The organism is Calditrichota bacterium, assembly GCA_016867835.1.
GTDB lineage: Bacteria > Electryoneota > AABM5-125-24 > Hatepunaeales > Hatepunaeaceae > VGIQ01.
On sequence record VGIQ01000058.1, the window covers coordinates 1 to 16,743 of the forward strand.

Genomic DNA, 16,743 nt, shown 5'->3' on the forward strand with positions numbered 1-16,743 from the left:
CATTGTCGGTTACGAAGGCGATACTGCTGCGCCCTTGATCGAACCGGTAGCCGAAGCCGTTGCCGGGATGATTCAAGTTGATGACCGAGATCCGGATGCCACCGATCTCGAAAGCCTCGGGTATGGCATCGAAGAACTTGATTTCGGCCCGAAAGTCATCCATATTCACGGGAAAATAGCGATTGTCGTGTCGCTCGAAGATGTCGCGGCGGAGGACTTCCTGTGCCATTCGGTTGCCATAGAAGTCCATCTTGAAATTCGAACTGTAGGCCGGGGCGAAGAAGGTGAAGCCGGCGAGGTGGTCCCAATGCGAGTGGGTCAGGAGGAAGGTTATCGGATCGTGAAGTGACTTGGACATCAGGCGCAGTCCTAACGTTCGGATACCGGTCCCGGCATCGACTATAATGCGCGCGCCATTGCCGGTCTCAACTTCGAGACAAGTCGTATTGCCGCCGACTTCGACCGTTCCCGCTCCCGGTGCCGGTATCGAACCGCGGGTGCCCCAGAAGGTAACTTTCATCACCGCCTCGGTTTGTTCGCTCCGTCCTTGATTCCGTTATTCAGACTGTTGCCGCTGTGATGCCTGCCCGGGGCGCCGGCTACTCTTCGACCAGACGTATAGGGTCGCCGGGTCGTAAGTTCAGAACGTGCCCGGCGTTTCCCCTCTGCACTGCAATTTCCACACATCCATCGCTTCCGACCAACCAGAAAGGCATTCCTGACGACATCGCCGCATAGTGAGTTTGTCTCCCCAAGCGGCCGTATCCGGGAACTACGGCCCATCCAGCTTCGGCACCTGGAATATCGGTCGCCACATCACCAAACCGGTCGATGTGGACGACCCGCCCGAACCAGGTGCTGCCCACCTTAACCGGTCTCTTGGGGCGTCGGGTCGCGATCAATTGGATTGCCGGCCCCAGATCCTCGAAAGCGTCACCGGCCGCCAATCGCACCGCCGCTGGCGCCAGGAGGTCGCGACCGTGAAAAGTTGCTGAAGCCCCCTCCGGAACAGTCAATGCCCGCACCTCTACCGGACCGTCCCAGTCCAGCGCCGGACCAAAAATGCCGTTGTCCGGCCCAATAAAAAACTTTCCCCGATTCCGGATGACTACCGCCAACCGGTTCGATCCGACTCCCGGATCGACTACCGCAAGAAGAATCGAATAGTCCGGCAGTATTCCCGCCGAACGGCGAATGAGATAGCCCGCTGCTTCGATATCGCCAGGTTTCAGGTCGTGCGACAAATGCAGAATACGCAATCCGGGAATCCGCAGCAAAACGGCGCACATTTCTGCAACATAACTGTCCGTCATGCCGAAATCGGTGACGAGCGCCACAAGCGGGTGCGATTCGTCACCTTTCGATATCGTGAGCCCCGGTCTCAACGCTCTCGGCTCGGGCGACCTCAACCGGTGCAGCAGCATCGGCATCCGCTGCACTGGGGGATTGATCTGAAACGCCTTCGGACGGCGATGTGAAAGAGAGTATCAAGAGCGCCGTTACACCCAACGATACCGCCGAATCGGCCACATTGAAGACCGGCCAACGTTCCATCAGGAAGTCCGGCAAATCGACGCTAAGGAAGTCGATCACATAGCCATAGAGCATTCGGTCGATCATATTACCGGTGGCTCCAGCCATAATCAGCGCCAGAGGCAAGGCTTGAACCATCGTCAAGTCGCGACTCCGGCCAATGTAAACTGCCAACGCAATCGCAGCCACCAGGGCAATGACCGCCAACACCACCGGCGGCAGCCATCGCATCCCAAAAATCAGACCGGGATTCTTCACTAGCACCAGCCAGATGAGATCGCTTCCTAACGGTCTAATGATCTCGCTGCCCGCGAGCGCGCTCGCGGCCCATGTCTTGGTTACCTGGTCGAGCAGGACGATTGCGGCAGCGAGCACGTAGAGCAGCAGTCGCTCCCGCGTCGTCAAACGACCCGTCGTTGCTCTTCCTTCAACTTACAGGAGATGCAGAGCCGGGCGGTCGGGACCAGTTCAAGCCGCTTCTTTTGAATCGGTTCGCCGCAGTCGTTGCAAATGCCGTAGGTGCCCTCCTTGATCATCTCGAGCGCGCGGTCGAGGTACTTTAAGTAGCGGCCTTCGCGCGAAGCCAACATGAAGGCCTTTTCGCGCTCCTGGGCATCGGTGCCTTGATCGGCCATATGAAGCGTGTATGTCGAGTTATCCCCCGAATACTCCTGGACGGTATTGCGGGTCGCTTCAGTCAGGAGCCCGAGTTGCTTCATGATGGTCTCCCGCCGTTCCAGGATCAGTTCCTGGAAAAAGACGGCGTCTGCGGTGCTGTATCGTTCCTGGTTCGTTCCCGGAAGAACATCCGGGCCGGCACTCTTACGAATCATACTGGGGTTCCTTCGGGAAACGACTCAACTAACGGGGCGAATGCGAACACGAGCGTTCCGTTCGCCGATCTTCACGCCCTCATCCGGACCGATCGATGGATCATCGATAAGGTCGCGGGCGAGGGTCTCGGTGCGGACATAGTCCGCAAATCGGGTGATGGCGCGACCGAGTCCATCATCGACAGCATATTCGACCACAATGCGCCCTTCGACTTCCATCCCCGCGTCGCGGCGCAGAGACTGGATGTGATGGACGAATTCGCGGGCCAGCCATTCATCGGTCAGGTTGTCGTCGATGCGGTGACATAGTGCGACGGTTATCCCGCCATCGATGCGCACCCAATAACTCTCCAATGGCACTTCGGTCAGGAGCACTTCGCTGCGCAGGATGGACTCGCCGCCCACCCGTATGCTCCCTGATCGCACCATTTCGGAGAGTTCCTCATGCGTCAGTTCTCCCACCGACCGTGCCAACGTTGACGCGTTGGCACCGAAGCGCGGTCCGAAGACCTTATAATCGGCTTTGGCTTTCCAGGTGTAGAGCCCGTCGGCAACTTCACGACAAAGCATCGTCTTGACGTTCAACTCGTCGAGGATCACATCCTTGAACGGCTCGATGTCGGAAAGGTCTTCACCGGCAACGATCATCTCCGGTAACGGTTGACGCACCCGAACACCACCGTCGGCGCGAAGTGAGCGGGCCAGGGAAACGATCCTGCGCACCTTGGCCATTGCCGATTCGAGCGCAGCATCCCTAAGGTCGGGCATCGCGGCGGGCCAGTCGGTCAAGTGAACCGAATCGGGCGCCGAAGCGTCGAAACCGCGCTCGAGGTTCTGGTATATCGCCTCGCTGGTGAACGGGATGAACGGCGCCATCAGGCGGTTCGTCACCGTCAAGACCCGGTAGAGGGTTGCGTAAGCCTGTGCCTTGTCGGCATCGTCGTCCGACTTCCAAAACCGGCGTCGCGACCGGCGAATGTGCCAGTTGGTCAGGTCGTCTATGAACCGGTCGAAGGCTTCGACGGCACCGGTCACATCGTAGCGCTCAAGGTGTTCGGTAACATCGTCGCGCAGTCCGGTGAGTTGCGACAATATCCAGCGGTCGAGGGGGTTGGATAGACTTTCCCCTTTCCCCATTCCCCTTTTCCCTTTGGATGGCGTCCAGCCATCGACGCGGGCATAGGTAACAAAGAACGAATAGGCATTCCACCATGGGATGAGGACCTGCTTTAGGACCTCGACCACGTCGCTGTCGTTATGCCGCCGGGCGGTCCAGGGGTTGAGCGAGTAGAAGTTCCATCGCACTGCGTCGGCACCGAACCGGTCGCAGAGCGCGATCGGATCGATCACATTGCCGCGCGATTTGGACATTTTGCGGCCTTCCGGATCGGTGATGAACTCGGAGCAAATCACGTTCCGAAAGGACGACTCGCCGCCTTCGAGCGATCCGTCGCTCCGACTTCGAGCGGTCAGCATCACCGAGGTCGCGAGCATGGTGTAGAACCAGCCGCGGGTTTGGTCGATAGCCTCACAGATGAAGTCCGCGGGGAACTGCTGCGCGAGCATCTCGGCGGACCCGGATGCAGCCGGATAGCCCCACTGACCCCACGGCATGATGCCGGCGTTGAACCAGCAGTCGAGCACTTCTGGAACGCGGCGCATATCGCTGCCGCACGAAAGGCACTTTAATACGAGAGTATCAATATAAGGCTTATGAGCGTCAAAACCATCCGGCAAAGGATGACCAAGACGCGCCTCGAGTTCAGAGAAGGATCCCAGGCACTCGGTTCGTCCGCACGACGAGCACTCCCAGATCGGCAGCGGCGAGCCCCAATAGCGGTCGCGCGAGATGTTCCAATCGACATTGTTCTCCAGCCAGTTGCCGAACCGCCCCTTCTTGATGTGCTCGGGATACCAGTTGATGGTCTCGTTGGCGGCGAGCATATTGTCGCGCAGGGCGGACGTCTTCAGGAACCAGCCCGACCTGGCGAAATACATCAGCGGCGTGTCGCAGCGGTAGCAGTGCGGGTAGGAGTGGGTAATCTTCTCCTTGCCGAAGAGCAAACCGCGCGAGGCAAGGTCCTTAAGGATATCGACATCCAGGCCTTCCTCCCGGAACCAGCGGCCGGCGAAGGGGCCGGTGTTGGGCGTGCATTTGCCATCGGCATCGACGTTCTGGACCAGTGGCAATCCGAAATTGCGGATTAGGCGAAAGTCATCCTCGCCGTAAAGGGCGAGGTGGACAATTCCGGAACCGTCGTCGGCGGTGACATAATCGTCAGCGATGACCTTGTGAGCCTTTTCATCGGATTGCCAACTCCAAAGCGGTTTATAGCGCAAACCAGAAAGTCGATTTCCATTAATAGTTTCAAGATAGCCAGTTGCTTCCAAAAATCCCATCAACGCATCCAGACGATCCTCGGCAATGATGATCGTGTCTCCAGTGTTTCTCTCCAGCCGGACATAGTTTAGATTAGAGTTAACTGCCAACGCCACATTACTTAGCAGCGTCCAAGGAGTCGTCGTCCATGCCACAAAATGTGTTGGTCTATCGTCGCCATACAGAGATTTTGTCGATTCTGCGGTAAGTCGAAACTTCACATATAGCGAAATGTCCTGCACATCCTTATATCCTTGTGCAACCTCGTGCTGGGAGAGTGACGTGCCGCAGCGCGAGCAGTAGGGCATGATGCGGCGATCCTGATAGAGCAGCCCTTTGTCCCACGCCGTCTTGACCGCCCACCAGTCAGTCTCGATGTATTCGGGGCGGAGGGTGGCGTAGTCGTCGTAGGTGTCGAGGAACCTCCCGATGCGGCGGATCGCCTTGACCCACTCATCCTTGTAGCGATAGACCGTCGAACGGCAATAGTCGATGTAGGCCGCGACGCCGCCCGGCATCGTCTCGATGTCGCGCTTCGAGCCAAGACCCAGTTCCTTCTCGGCGGTCAATTCGATTGGGAGGCCGTGCGTATCCCAGCCGGCCTTGCGACGGACGCGGTAGCCTTGCATCGTCTTGAAGCGGGGCCAGAGGTCCTTCAGCGCCGACTGCATCATATGCCCGATGTGGGGGATGCCGTTGGTGCCGGGAGGTCCGTCGTAGGCAACGAAGTCGCCCTTGCCATCCCGAGGCCGTTCGGCGATTGAGCGCGCGAAGATGCGCCGCTCGTCCCACAGACTCTGAACTGCGCAGTCGAGGGCCGGAAAGTCCACCTTCGGCGAGACCGGCACAAGCCCGCCGCCGGGAGTTGATAGCCAGAAGATGTTGTTATCTGAAGTGGTTGACAATTCGTTAGTACGGTTCGATGTTATTTTTGCGAACGAGCCCTCTTCTTTCGCCTCGGCAGATGGGGAATGCTTGCCAGATCGATCTCGGGTCCGCCTCTCATCATCGCCTTTACTTTGTCATGAATACCATACTTGTTCAGCAATTGATCGACGCGCTGGCGGGAGAGGTTCATCTTCCGGGCTATATCGGCAAAGTTCTTCGACTCTCGAGCCGCCACTACGAGGTCTTCTACCCGTATGCTCGCCCGCACTTGAACCTTGATGACCGAGTAGCGGACGGCTAATGTAGCCTTTACCTGATCGTAGATTCCAGCCCTCTTCAGATGAAACACGGTTGAACTGGTCGATAATCCAATGCTGGTAGCCAATTGCGTGAGCGTGGCAAAATTCTCGGCCCGCTTCACCATATCCTCCGGCAGCCGTATAATGCGATTCTTCGCGAACTTCTCCTTCAATCTCTCCCCAATGCCAATTCTCTTCGCAATCGTTTCGACGCCGCTCTTCTCGATTCCCAACGTAGATGCCAAATCTCCGTAACTCTTGCACACTTTGGCTTTGTCAAGCCACTCCTTACGCACCTTGACAACATCGAGCGGCTCACCCAGGCGATTCCTACGGGTTATCGCCTTCACCTCCTCAAGGATGCCGTAGCGCTTCATCAGTTTCACACCGGTGGGATATGAAAAGGCTATGCGATTGGCCAGTTTAATATACCCATCCGACTCGTGAGCCAGTTCGAGGATGTCTTCACGGGTAAGCCCCATGGGGTTGAGAACATTCTCAAGCAATAGCCGCCGAATGCGCTCCTGCAAGCCTCTTCGACGACAGAACTTATGCAATTGTATCAACGAAACCCCGAGTTCGGCGCTGATCTCATTATAGGTCCGCTTCATGGCCGCGACCGAAAGGACGAGATCCTTGGTAAGCGCCACGGCAGGCAGCTTGCTGCTTGCCGGTGCGTCGGTCTCCACTTCATCGGACTGCCCCTCAAATTCCGGATAGGGACGAGGTTTTATGGTTAGACGAGGCATTGGGCGATTTACTCAGTTTGCCTGTTGATTTGAGCGACCAAAATACCGATGACCGCAGGCCAGATGATATAGAACAGGCCCTCAACGACGATCCAGGTTGGGATAGACCCGACCTCGTTCTTCCCAGCCTCGGCCAGAACGGCGTTGCTTCCCATAAAGAGGCCCATCATAAGGCCGAAAACGAGTCCCCGGACGACCGGCTTGCCTTCCAGCCGCACCCGGGGATAGAGCCAAGCAATGACGAGGCCCTGGATCAGCATCGAGAGCAAGCCGAGGGGGATGATCGGCTTCTCGCGGGTGAAGGCGCCGAGGTCTCTATAGATACTGCCGAAAAGTCCGAGGTGCCACGCCGCCGCACAAAAGAGGGTAACGACGACGTAGGCGAGAACGGTAGTGATGTATCTGCGGTTCATCGGGAAATCGAGATATTGGTTGAAAAGCACATCCTCGTCACTCTCGGCGGTGACGGTTCGATGACGTGATACACCAGTTGAGCGACCCGATGGACGATCTGTAAACTCTTCAGGTTGCGGTTGCCGCCATGCGGGAAGAGAAGGATTCTGTTAAATTCGCCATTACGAAAGACAATTGAAATTGCGCTTATCATATGGTAACAAATCTCGCCAGTCATCTTACCCCCTTTTGAGATTCGTGAACGCCCTTCATAAACTCTTCGATTTCCTTATTAGAAGGCGGGGGAGTTCCTATACGCTCTCTCCGATACTTCTGCCAGTCTTCATCGTTTTTTTGCGCGTCTCGCCATTTTTCGTACTCAGTTTTGGGGTGCGACTGATTAGTATTGCTCGAATTGCTTGAGGATGAATTGCACTGTGACATAAGCCAAATAAACAGGATCACAACCAGAATAAGTCCACCACAACCGAGACAGCCCCCCGCCAGTTGATCAGATGTCTTTCTAGTCTCTTTTTGTGACTGCTCCTGATCCTTAAATCGTGCCTTCTCTTCCTCAAAATTTCTTCGTATTAATTCAGGTGATAACTTCATCCTTTTACCTAATATAATGTAATTAAGTAACGGTCAACGATAATCCTACCAGATTTGGAATTTACCGTATTCCAGGTCTTACTCAGCCACCTATGTGGGTCGAAGAAAAAAACGAACCCCTCCTCCACTTCCATCGTCTCATTGCAAGTATCCAACTCTTCTTCCCGAATCACTTCACTCCCTTCTACTCTTCCACGTTGATCCCTGCCCTTCGTAAAATCCGCTTTTGAAGCCCAACGCCAATATCCCCTTGATGTGCATTGGGAATATAGACCCGGTGTAGTCCTTTTTCCATATAGGGATGCTTACCGCTTGGAGTCGGACCGGTGTAGCCGAGCGCACGAAATCGGCGGATCAACTCTCGCAGACTAATAGGATTCAACATCTTCTGCGACGCCTATTAGATTTAAGTCCACGCTGTCTAACACCGGAATCTCAGCGCCACGCTTGATACCCAACAGCACCCAACCTTCTACCACCTCAGCGAGTTGGTCGCGGCATTCCTCCCATGTTGGCGCGTTGGCCCAAACTCCAGGCAACTCAGGAACCTCAGCGTAGACTGAATCGTCATCATCCAACAATTCATATCTCGCTCGCCTAAGCGCCGCTTTGATGTAGTCGTTCAGCAAGTGAATTTCTCCTCTTTATTTGATAATCTAATGTTTCTCGCTTCCCAATGTCCTTTTTCCCTCTCTACCATCACGAATTTTCTTCCTGAATTAACTGCCTCCCCCACTCCCATCGTCCCTGCATAAGGATCCATGACTACATCTCCTTCATTCGACGATGCTTCGATGAACTTCTTCAGAATCTCAACCGGCTTGACCGTGCCGTGATTGAAGTAGTGATTCGGCACCTTACGGGCGTCGAATATATTAGATAGGCGTTTCCCGTTGAGCGGCCTCCCCCTGTCCCCCTTCACCCCAAATATCACCAACTCGTGCTGCGGGGCGTAGTTGCCCTTCAAATCCCCCGACCCGTGGTTGTTCTTCACCCAGACCAGCATGTTCTTGTAGGTTAAATAATGCTGCGGCTCCTTCGTTCCATTTTCCATCTTCCATCTTCCCCTCTGCGCGTTCATCTCCATCACAATTCCCGGGAACGTCAGGTGATCGCACCAGCAGTAGAAGTGCGCGCCGGGCTTCAACACCCGCGACGACTGCTCGATGAAGAACGGCAGGTCGAAGTCCGCGACGTTGATCTTCTTCACCTTCTCGTGCGCCACCGGGCGGTTCGACTGGTAGTCCTTGTAGGGCGGATCGGTGATGATCAGGTCGATGCAGTTGTCCGGCAGCGCCTCATAGACCAGCCGGTTATCGCAGTTGAAGACCCACCCGCCGGGCAGTATCTCGTGAGGCGCGTCGATGCGCGCGAGCGCCGCTTCAAGGTCGGGAAGAATGCTCAAGAAAGTGTCTCCAGAAATGCCTCTACAGATAGTCCGGATTTCTTGATCAAGGCTCTCAAAGTCCCACGAGCAACCGTATTGTGATTTGGAATAGACAAGGTAACTGAACTACCTTCACGGGTCATAATGATGTGGCTGCCACGCTGACGAGCGACACGCCAACCAAGTCTTTGGAAACAACGCACGACCTCATTCGGCCTTAGGACGGGCACTTCAGGCATCAAACAGACACTTCAACATGTCTGACCGATACATCAAGTTGCAGGCCCATCTCTCTTCTTACCTCAAGGCATTCACGGATAGCATCGCGAATGTTCTCAATGGCCTCGCTCTCCGTCGCTCCCTGGCTAACACAACCCGGGATGGCGGGACATTCCACAATGAAGACACCATCTTCATCCTGATAAATATCTATGGCGTATTTCAATAGTTATTCCTTGCAATCGGCTGAAACTATATCCTGGAAACCAATCTCCTAAACAACTCCCCAATCTTCTCCGCCCCTTCTTCTGCCCGCTTGAGCAATACCGGTACTTCCAGCGGCGTAAGGCACTCCGGGAAGCACTCGTCCGATACCAGCGAAAGAGCCAGCACCTCTATTCCTCCATGCACTGCCGCGATCACCTCCGGCACGCTCGACATCCCGACCAGGTCGGCGCCAAGCGTCCTCAGCATCCGGTATTCGGCGCGGGTCTCGAACATAGGTCCGGTCACCGCCGCATAGACGCAGCGCGGCAGCCGCAATCCCATCTCCATCCCGATCTGCTCGGTAAGACTGATAAGGCTTATCGAATAAGGCTCGATCATATCCGGATAGCGCGGCCCGATTCGTTCATCATTCGGACCTATCAGAGGATTATCCCCCATCAGGTTGATATGATCTACGATCAACCCGATGTCGCCCGCCCGTAGATTCGGGTTCAGACCTCCGGCGATATTGGAAAGGAACAGCCTCCCGGCGCCGAGCATCCTCATCGTCTGCACTGGAAAGGCAATCTGCGCCATCGACCACCCTTCGTAGCGGTGCAATCGCCCGTCCATCGCCACGACCCGCCGGCCGGCAATATGGCCCCACAGCAACCGACCCTTGTGGAACGATAGCGTCGTGTTGGCGAAGCCGGGTATGTCGGCATAAGCCGCTTCAGCCTCGACTTCCATCCGAGCCGCCATCGCCCCCAGTCCCGAGCCGAAGATCAGCGCCGCATCCGGCACGCCGTCAAAGCCACTCGAGCGCAAGTAGTCCACCGCGCGCTCGAGGCGGGTGTAAAGATCGCCGATTGCAGTGTCGCTCATAGCAGCCAGTCGGTCATCAAACTTACGATTTGATCGTCCGGTGCAGGATCTGCGACTCGGCACGCTCGAGCGGGGAGGCCTTGATCGGTGTTGATACAGGGCTTTCCCCGTTGGCCTGATCGATCTTCTCATCCTCCTCCATCATCAGATCGATCAAGTCGAGTTCCGACCTGAGAAGCGCTCTTAGTTTCCGGGTAAGCCCATCCCGGCGCTGGACGAGGCCATCGACTTCTCGACGAATCTCCTCACTCCTACGACGCGCGTCGGCAATAATCTTCTCAGCCATCACCTCAGCCTCGCGCTGCGCCAGTTCGGCTTCGCGGCGGGCGCCCTCGCGGGCATCGCGGAGCGTTTCCTGAGCGTTGACCATCGCCTCGCGCATATTCTGCTCCATCCGCTGGTAGGACGAGAGTTCCGCGCGCAGCCGCTCAACCTCGCTCGACTGAAGACGCACCTGGTCAAGCAGTTTCTCAAATTCCCCGGCTACGCTCTCGAGGAAGGCATTCACCTCTTCCTGATCGTAGCCGCGCATCGCACGACCAAACTCGTGCTTCTTGATTTCTACCGGACTTAACACAATGCTCCTGAACTACACCGAGACCTCTTTAAGCCTGCGCGGACCGAAAAGCGCGGTTCCTATCCGCACCATTGTCGCACCGCAGGCTACAGCCAATACGAAGTCGTTCGACATGCCCATCGAAAGTTCGAGTTGCGGGTCGATACCGTCGCGCAAAATGAGCATCTCGTCATAGGCTCGCCGGATTCGGTCGTTGTCGTCGGTCAGCGGGCCAATAGTCATTAACCCACCTAATGTCAGATTGCCCGCTTTTTTGATTGACTCTATAAGTCGAGGCAGCCCATTTGGCGCGATTCCACCCTTGGTCTCTTCGCTGCTGATGTTGACCTCGGCAAAGACCAATAGCCTTCTTTCAATATCTCCCGCCAGCCGGTCCAACCTACTGACAAGCTCTACCGAATCGACCGATTGAATGACATCGAAACACTTCACCGCGCGCGCTGCCTTATTTGACTGCAGCCTGCCGATGAAATGCCATCTAATCACAGGAACCGAACTCAACACACCACTGCAATGCTCGATCGCGTGGCGGTGCGACTCGTGCTCCTGGATGCGGTTTTCGCCAAGATCGTAGAGCCCGGCACGGACAGCCTCGACGATCTGACCTACCGCGACGCCCTTGACTGCTCCAACAATACGAACGGATCCAGCCGCCCTACCCGACCTGACTTCCGCCTCAGCGATCCGTTGCCTGATTTCCCTAAAACGTGCGGAAACAGTCTCTTGTAACACCCTTTGCACCATTAACCTAAAGTAAAGTAATATAACCGCTTCACTCGCTCAAAGCAATTGCTTCCGTCGTCTTCGCATAACACTGGCAAGATTTGCCCCTTGCAACAGCGAATGCGCGAGATTATCTTGCAACCCAACATTAATCCAACCGGCAATAGATATGCTGCAAGCCCCGCAGGAAGCCCATAACAGACTGGAAGCCGCCTACATCTATCTGCTCAGCGGCTTCATAGCCAGTCTGGTCATTTCACAAGTGCTCGCGGCGAAGATTGTCTTGATGCGCCTGCCCCTGGCCGGAGACTTGATTTTCCCGGCCGGGGTTGTCGCCTACGCCGCGACCTTTCTATTCACCGACCTTATCGAGGAAGTCTGGGGTGTTGCTAAGGCTCAGAGAGCGGTTCTGGCTGGATTCATCGGGACGGTAACAGCGCTGATATTGATCCAACTGGCGATGCTCCTCCCCACGGCACCCTTCTGGGATAATGCCGAAGGATGGGCGAAAACGGTCGGCGCAACGACCCGTATCACCCTCGCGAGTTTGGTCGCCTATCTAATCAGTCAGACACACGACGTCTGGCTCTTTCAACTCCTCAAGCGGAAGACCGACGGACGCCATCTATGGCTGCGCAACAACGTTTCGACCATGGCTTCACAATTTATCGACACCACACTATTCGTCACCGTCGCTTTCCTCGGAACGGCTCCCATCCTCTCAATGATCGTCGGCTTGACGGTGGTCAAGTGGATCCTTGCTATATTCGACACCCCCTTCGTCTATCTGGGAGTAAGGTACCTGCGACGTATAGAGTTGCTATAGGCTAACCTATATCTGCATATGCTTAAGACGCAGACTGTTAAGAACCACTGAGACACTGCTGAAAGCCATCGCAGCCGCTGCAATCATCGGCGAGAGGAGCATCCCGGTGAGCGGATAGAGCGCACCCGCGGCGACAGGTATGGCGAGGATATTGTAGCCAAACGCCCAACCAAGATTCTGCCTGATGACCCGGACCGTGCGACAAGCAATCTTCAATGCCCGCGCTACTCCGGCAAGATCGTTCCCAAACAGCGTGACGTCCGCCGCCTCAACCGCGATATCGCTGCCCGAACCGATCGCAACGCCGACGTCCGCCGCCGCAAGCGCTGGAGCATCGTTGATACCGTCTCCCACCATTGCCACCAGCGATCTTTGACCCGCCCTTTCGGAGCCTCCCTTCAATCCATCAGCCTTGAGACGACGGATGATCTCCACTTTGCCCTCCGGGCGCAAACCGGAATAGACCTCCCCAACCCCTGTCTCGGCCGCAATCAACTCAGCAACTCTTTCATTGTCACCACTAGCCATGATCGACCGGACGCCTTCGCCGGAAAGCCCGGTTATGGTGGATCTTGCCGATGTGCGAACCGGATCGGCGACCATGATCCACCCCAGGAAGACTTTCGACGCAACCCCGGCAACCGATGCCTCATGCTCCCGCGATCTCTGTGCTGCCTCCTGATCTTGTGGACTAATGAAAATACCTTCTTCGTCCAGAAACTCAGGCGAACCAATCCGATAGACAGTCTCATCGATGGTGGCTCGAACCCCTCGACCAGCCACGGTTTCATATCCGTAGCCATTCAGCAGTCTTAAGTCTTTCGCGCGCGCTTCTCTTAGTATGGCACCGGCAAGCGGATGGTGAGTATGGACTTCGATCGAAGAGGCGATCTGCAATAGGTCGTCGCTAGATACGCCTTCGGCGGTATGGACTCCCACCACGCGAGGACGACCTTCGGTCAACGTTCCAGTTTTGTCGAATACAACGGTTCCGATCCGGGCGGCACGTTCAAGAGCCTCGCCGCCCTTAAACACTACACCTTTCCGGGCCGCCGCGCCGGTTCCCACCAGGATCGCAGTCGGAGTAGCCAGGCCCATAGCACAAGGACAGGCAATAATCAAGACCGATACAAATGCCGTCAGCGCGAGTGTCGGATCCGGCTTCGTCGGTAATACGATCCATAAAAACAGCGTGATCAGTGCAATCGCCAACACTGCCGGAACGAAAACACCTGCTACCCGGTCGGCAAGATCCTGTATCGGTGCCTTGCCGCCCTGGGCTTCCTCTACCAGGTGTGCAATGCGGGCAACTGCGGTATCACTTCCGACACCGGTCGCTTCAACCTTTAGCGAGCCTTCGAGTGCCAGTGTCCCGCCATAGACTAAATCTCCTTCAGCCTTCCCAACCGGCTTTGCTTCACCGGTCAACATCGACTCATCAATCGACGCTGACCCGCCTTGAACCCGTCCATCTACCGGAATTCGCTCGCCCGACCGCACCAGCACCAGGTCTCCGCCTTTCAATTCGGACGTTGGCACTTCAACGGCCTGACCATCCCGTTCAACCAAACCCACTACTGGAGTCATATTCAACAGCCCGCTGATGGCTTCGCCGGCGCGACTGCGCGCGCGCGCTTCGAGGGTCCTGCCGACCAGGACCAGCGCCACAATCATGGCCGCGGTTTCGTAATAGACCGGTGGATGTGAATGGCCGGTATGAGGCGCCCAATGCGGGAAGAGCGTCATCGCTGCGCTATAGAAAAACGCCGCTCCAGTGCCGAGCGCGATGAGAGTGTTCATGTCCGCCCGGCCATGGCGCAGAAGCAGTATTGCCCCCGTGAAGAACTCCCGCCCCGGCCCCGCCAGAATTAGCAATGTCAGCCCACCTTGAACAATGAGCCAACCCATTCCTGTCACTCCCGGCAGCATCGCCAACGCCATCACCGTCGATGCGCCAATGAGCGCCAGTGCCATTCGCCGCCACCGGACTTCTGCTTCAGCACGCTGCCGCGCTACCGGACCGGCCTCGTCGCCCGTTTCGATAGGCCGCGCTTCATAGCCGGTCTCATTGACAAAGTTTGCCAGTGTTGTGGCATCCGCTGCGCCTTCGAGGAGCAATACATCAGCGCGCTGCATCGCAAGGTTTACCGAAGCGCTCACGACTCCCGGCACCCGCATAAGTGCCGCTTCGACCGACCGCACACAGGAAGCGCACGACATCCTGCCTATCGCAAGTTGGTATGTCGTCGTTGCAACGCCATAACCGGCATCGCGAACCGACGAAATTAACGCTGGCAATCCGGGCTCCTGGTCGGCCAAATCGACGCTGGCGATCTCAAGAGCCAGGTTGACGCGCGCATCGGTTACGCCGTCAACTCGCTTGAGTGCAGATTCGACGGCGCCGGCACAGGAGGCACAGTGCATCCCGGTGATCTTTAGGGTGAGACCCATCGACAAGTGCTACGAGTCAGTCTTGGCAGTGAGGAAAAAATTGCCCGTCGAACCTCGAAGCGCTAAAGTTTCGAGGTCCGACGGGCGATAGTAATGGTAGAGGCAAAGGACGGCGGGCACAAGTAAGACCTTAAGTCTTGCCTGGTCGCAGCGATGGCACACTTTGTGCCTGACTGCTACAAGCAGAAGGCTTCCTATAAATACCGAAAGGTCTGTTCGATGATTCGTAAGTGTCGTTGCGGTTCGCCGCGTTTCCGGCCGTTGGGGGTTCAGAACTCCTGGCCGGGCCGGGGCGGGACGGCATCCCCTCCGGTGCTCTATCTGGCCACCTGCCGGGATTGCGGCACGACTGTAACGCTCGGGCCGTTGCAATATGCTTTGCTGCGCAATTCGGAAATGGAAGCCGCGCTCGACTTCTCCTTCTTCACCGGTGATCAGGTTCTTGCCGCCTGATCACCCTCCCGTCACTGGCTCGATCAAGCCTTGAATGGCTGGCGCAGGACGCTCTTCATGATCTTGCCCGGCCGAAAGTGCGTTTTGCGGCGCGCTGGAACATAAATCACCTGCTGCGGCTTCTTCGGATTGCGCGCTTTGGGTTTGGCCGCCGTCGCCTTTACTTCAAAGACCCCGAAATTTCGGATCTCGATCCGGCTCTCCCCACCACCATCGATCATCATCTCCCTCAAACCGGCAAAGACGGCGTTGACCATCTCGGCGGTGGACTTTAATTCCATACCGGTCTTTTCCGCGACCCGTTGAATCAAGTCCTTCTTAATGTAAGTCGTCAAGTTTTGCTCCCAGGTTTGGATTATATTATGAACGGGTTCGACGCCGGATAATCGCTTGACGGTCGAATCCGGCATCCCTATCTATCGAACTTGCGAACAAGTAATTTAGGAGCCGCCATACAGGCGCGCAAGCCGTTTTCCATGCCTAAAGCGGAGTAACATAATAATTTCCAAGAACGACGGAAGCAGCCGGTGATCATCCTCTACGACGATACCGCTCCAGCCAGATTTGGCCCGATCGCGGAACTTCGTTCACCAAGCGAAGTTCGCGCTGGCGCGTTGCGGCTTGAGGAGAAACACTCCCGACTCTCAGCCTCATACGGTAGGCTTGCCGACCGGTTCAACATCCTTGAGCCTTTGCAGATATGGGAAGGCATTCAGCATCAAGATGATGAGCCGATACTCCTACTCGACAGCCGGGCGGTAATCTATGATCTTGCCTCGCTAGAAGGTCGGCGCAACGCCTTGTTTCGCATGGAGGCCGATAGCCGATTACTGGGAATGCACATCCCTGCAGGCTCGGTTGAGATGCTCCGCCGCTCCCTGGCTTCCCAAAAACTACACGACATCGCTGCTGTGCTGCCCGTTCACGAGGTTGCAGGCTTTCGTTATGATTATCCGTGGGAGATCGTCGAACGCATAGGCTTGGAGATAAGATTCGACTTTTTAGCCGAAGCTGGATCCGCTTCCTTCGAACTCTGGCAGCCGCCTGCCGATGTCATAGTGCGTGGTCTTGATAATGTCCAAACTGCGGGTAATGTTACCATCGGTCCCGGCGCTATTGTAAATGCCGAATCCGGGGCCGTTCGCATCGAACCGGGGGTCAGTTTAGGTGCCGGCGCCATCATCGACGCCTCACAGGGCCCGGTCTGGCTCGACCGGGAGGTCCGGATTGAGAGCGGAGCAATCCTCTCCGGACCGCTCTACATTGGCCCTCGCAGCATCATCCGGCCGGGGGCAAGGCTGAACGGCGATATTGCTCTCGGCCCCCCG

The 16,743-nt window shown here is 56.4% G+C and carries 21 protein-coding genes; 3 read left to right on the forward strand and 18 right to left on the reverse strand.

Annotated elements, in window-relative coordinates; genetic code table 11:
- From FJY67_07275 to FJY67_07350, 16 genes are all read right to left on the reverse strand, one after another.
- Positions 1–520 (reverse strand): MBL fold metallo-hydrolase (locus tag FJY67_07275; protein ID MBM3329256.1); only part of this gene is annotated, 520 nt, incomplete at its 3' end.
- 79 nt (positions 521–599) lie between these two features.
- The gene (locus FJY67_07280) at positions 600–1,439 is read right to left on the reverse strand and encodes an SAM-dependent chlorinase/fluorinase (protein ID MBM3329257.1); all 840 of its coding nucleotides are present in this window, start codon (positions 1,437–1,439) and stop codon (positions 600–602) included.
- Positions 1,354–1,938: a signal peptidase II gene (lspA, locus tag FJY67_07285; protein MBM3329258.1), complete on the reverse strand. Its 585-nt coding sequence runs from the start codon at positions 1,936–1,938 to the stop codon at positions 1,354–1,356. The genes FJY67_07280 and lspA overlap by 86 nt, the downstream gene beginning before the upstream one ends.
- Entirely contained in the window at positions 1,935–2,366 is a 432-nt protein-coding gene (locus tag FJY67_07290; protein MBM3329259.1) for a TraR/DksA family transcriptional regulator, read from the reverse strand. The genes lspA and FJY67_07290 overlap by 4 nt, the downstream gene beginning before the upstream one ends.
- Before the next feature lie 24 nt (positions 2,367–2,390).
- Positions 2,391–5,675, reverse strand: coding sequence for an isoleucine--tRNA ligase (locus FJY67_07295; protein ID MBM3329260.1), 3,285 nt, complete (start codon positions 5,673–5,675; stop codon positions 2,391–2,393).
- On the reverse strand, positions 5,672–6,682 hold the full coding sequence (locus FJY67_07300; protein ID MBM3329261.1) for a hypothetical protein: 1,011 nt from the start codon (positions 6,680–6,682) through the stop codon (positions 5,672–5,674). The genes FJY67_07295 and FJY67_07300 overlap by 4 nt, the downstream gene beginning before the upstream one ends.
- 8 nt (positions 6,683–6,690) lie before the next feature.
- Positions 6,691–7,125 carry a hypothetical protein gene (locus FJY67_07305; protein ID MBM3329262.1) on the reverse strand — a complete coding sequence of 145 codons (435 nt, stop codon included), beginning with the start codon at positions 7,123–7,125 and terminating at the stop codon, positions 6,691–6,693.
- A 184-nt stretch (positions 7,126–7,309) separates the two neighbouring features.
- The gene (locus FJY67_07310) at positions 7,310–7,687 is read right to left on the reverse strand and encodes a hypothetical protein (protein ID MBM3329263.1); all 378 of its coding nucleotides are present in this window, start codon (positions 7,685–7,687) and stop codon (positions 7,310–7,312) included.
- 184 nt (positions 7,688–7,871) lie between these two features.
- The gene (locus FJY67_07315) at positions 7,872–8,072 is read right to left on the reverse strand and encodes a type II toxin-antitoxin system HicA family toxin (protein MBM3329264.1); all 201 of its coding nucleotides are present in this window, start codon (positions 8,070–8,072) and stop codon (positions 7,872–7,874) included.
- Complete coding sequence (locus tag FJY67_07320) at positions 8,056–8,316, reverse strand: type II toxin-antitoxin system HicB family antitoxin (protein ID MBM3329265.1); 261 nt, start codon at positions 8,314–8,316, stop codon at positions 8,056–8,058. Before FJY67_07320 ends, FJY67_07315 begins: the two co-directional genes overlap by 17 nt.
- Positions 8,310–9,131 carry a site-specific DNA-methyltransferase gene (locus FJY67_07325; GenBank protein ID MBM3329266.1) on the reverse strand — a complete coding sequence of 274 codons (822 nt, stop codon included), beginning with the start codon at positions 9,129–9,131 and terminating at the stop codon, positions 8,310–8,312. The genes FJY67_07320 and FJY67_07325 overlap by 7 nt, the downstream gene beginning before the upstream one ends.
- Entirely contained in the window at positions 9,089–9,316 is a 228-nt protein-coding gene (locus tag FJY67_07330; GenBank protein ID MBM3329267.1) for a type II toxin-antitoxin system HicA family toxin, read from the reverse strand. Before FJY67_07330 ends, FJY67_07325 begins: the two co-directional genes overlap by 43 nt.
- The gene (locus FJY67_07335) at positions 9,313–9,519 is read right to left on the reverse strand and encodes a type II toxin-antitoxin system HicB family antitoxin (protein MBM3329268.1); all 207 of its coding nucleotides are present in this window, start codon (positions 9,517–9,519) and stop codon (positions 9,313–9,315) included. The genes FJY67_07330 and FJY67_07335 overlap by 4 nt, the downstream gene beginning before the upstream one ends.
- A 26-nt stretch (positions 9,520–9,545) precedes the next feature.
- Complete coding sequence (locus FJY67_07340) at positions 9,546–10,385, reverse strand: purine-nucleoside phosphorylase (GenBank protein ID MBM3329269.1); 840 nt, start codon at positions 10,383–10,385, stop codon at positions 9,546–9,548.
- Between the two features lie 22 nt (positions 10,386–10,407).
- Positions 10,408–10,962, reverse strand: a complete 555-nt coding sequence (locus FJY67_07345) for a DivIVA domain-containing protein (protein ID MBM3329270.1) — start codon at positions 10,960–10,962, stop codon at positions 10,408–10,410.
- Between the two features lie 12 nt (positions 10,963–10,974).
- On the reverse strand, positions 10,975–11,706 hold the full coding sequence (locus FJY67_07350; protein ID MBM3329271.1) for a YggS family pyridoxal phosphate-dependent enzyme: 732 nt from the start codon (positions 11,704–11,706) through the stop codon (positions 10,975–10,977).
- Positions 11,707–11,854: 148 nt separating this feature from the next.
- Here FJY67_07350 and FJY67_07355 point away from each other — a divergent pair, with 148 nt between their 5' ends.
- The gene (locus FJY67_07355; GenBank protein ID MBM3329272.1) at positions 11,855–12,511 is read left to right on the forward strand and encodes a queuosine precursor transporter; all 657 of its coding nucleotides are present in this window, start codon (positions 11,855–11,857) and stop codon (positions 12,509–12,511) included.
- Between the two features lie 6 nt (positions 12,512–12,517).
- Here FJY67_07355 and FJY67_07360 read toward each other — a convergent pair whose 3' ends face one another.
- On the reverse strand, positions 12,518–14,962 hold the full coding sequence (locus FJY67_07360) for a copper-translocating P-type ATPase (GenBank protein ID MBM3329273.1): 2,445 nt from the start codon (positions 14,960–14,962) through the stop codon (positions 12,518–12,520).
- Between the two features lie 165 nt (positions 14,963–15,127).
- Between FJY67_07360 and FJY67_07365 the strand changes: the two genes are divergently transcribed.
- Positions 15,128–15,415: a hypothetical protein gene (locus FJY67_07365; GenBank protein MBM3329274.1), complete on the forward strand. Its 288-nt coding sequence runs from the start codon at positions 15,128–15,130 to the stop codon at positions 15,413–15,415.
- Between the two features lie 23 nt (positions 15,416–15,438).
- Here the strand turns inward: FJY67_07365 and FJY67_07370 are convergent, their stop codons facing one another.
- The gene (locus tag FJY67_07370) at positions 15,439–15,750 is read right to left on the reverse strand and encodes an integration host factor subunit beta (GenBank protein ID MBM3329275.1); all 312 of its coding nucleotides are present in this window, start codon (positions 15,748–15,750) and stop codon (positions 15,439–15,441) included.
- Between the two features lie 192 nt (positions 15,751–15,942).
- Here FJY67_07370 and FJY67_07375 point away from each other — a divergent pair.
- Positions 15,943–16,743: hypothetical protein (locus FJY67_07375; GenBank protein ID MBM3329276.1), on the forward strand; the 801-nt coding region annotated here is incomplete at its 3' end.